Below are 1,089 nucleotides of genomic sequence, written 5' to 3' on the forward strand. Positions count from 1 at the left end.
TGGTCTTCACCCTTTTCTCGGATTAAGTCATCCTTAAGTGCCATATCTTTTATGATGTCAGCAATCGCGTTTTCTTTTGGTTCGTGCGATTCTGTAGTCAGTAGTTTGATGACATTCTTTAGAAGTTCCGGTTGTGGCAAATAGCAATGCCCATCGGCAGCAGCTTCACCTAAAACATGAATTAACCCAGCACGGTAACGAAACTCACTATCTGGGGCAACTCCTAAATTAAAGGCAATTTTATCAGCTGTGAGAAAACCAATACCGTAGATGTCAGTAGCTAACTGGTAGGGGTTGCTGGTGACAGTAGCGATCGCCTCATCTTTGTACTGTTTATAAATCTTTACCGCGTATGTGGTTGAAACGCCATGACTTTGGAGAAATACCATTACTTCTTTGATGGCTTTTTGAGTTTGCCAAGCGGTTTGAATTAATTTGATGCGTTTTTTGGCAATGCCCTGAACTTCAATCAAGCGCTCAATCTGGTTTTCAATAATCTCTAGAGTTTCTAAACCAAAGTGAGCAACAATCCGCCTTGCTGTGACTGGCCCCACGCCTTTGATTAGACCACTGCCGAGATATTTCTCAATCCCGGTGAGAGTGGCAGGTTTGGTTTCTCGGTAGTTGACGACTTGAAACTGTGGGCCAAATTGGGGATGATCACGCCAGAAACCAGTTAATTGTAGAGTTTGCCCTGGCTGAATATTGGCGAAACTGCCGACGATTGTTGTAAGTTCCGTGGCACGGGAACGCACCAGACGCGCCACAGTGTAACCCGATTCAACAGAGTAGAAGGTCAGGCGTTCAACTACACCCGTAATCGTTTCGTGTGGGACAGGGGTATTTAATTGTTGATGAGAAAGATTTGAGAGGGTGGACATTACTTTTTGAGAACGCCGCACATATAAGAGCGGCTTCATTATAGTACAAAAATACCAGCTACTACACCAGCATTAGTTACCCCGCGATGTCTTTGCCACTCTTATAAGTCATAGCTCTAGGCTTTCTTCTCTTGAGAGGAACTGCTGATTTCTTGGGTGGTTGGGGGCGACGGCATTGCTCACAGTAGAGCGGTCGCGGGCCAAAAGT

At 45.3% G+C, this 1,089-nt stretch carries 1 protein-coding gene; it reads right to left on the reverse strand.

Features of this window, described 5'->3' with window-relative positions; translation table 11 throughout:
* Nucleotides 1–881 (reverse strand): helix-hairpin-helix domain-containing protein (locus tag FNW02_RS38250; RefSeq protein ID WP_225226353.1); only part of this gene is annotated, 881 nt, incomplete at its 3' end.
* Between the last annotated feature and the right edge of the window lie 208 nt (nt 882–1,089).

The organism is Komarekiella delphini-convector SJRDD-AB1, assembly GCF_014831675.1.
In the GTDB taxonomy this organism is placed as follows: Bacteria; Cyanobacteriota; Cyanobacteriia; order Cyanobacteriales; family Nostocaceae; genus Komarekiella.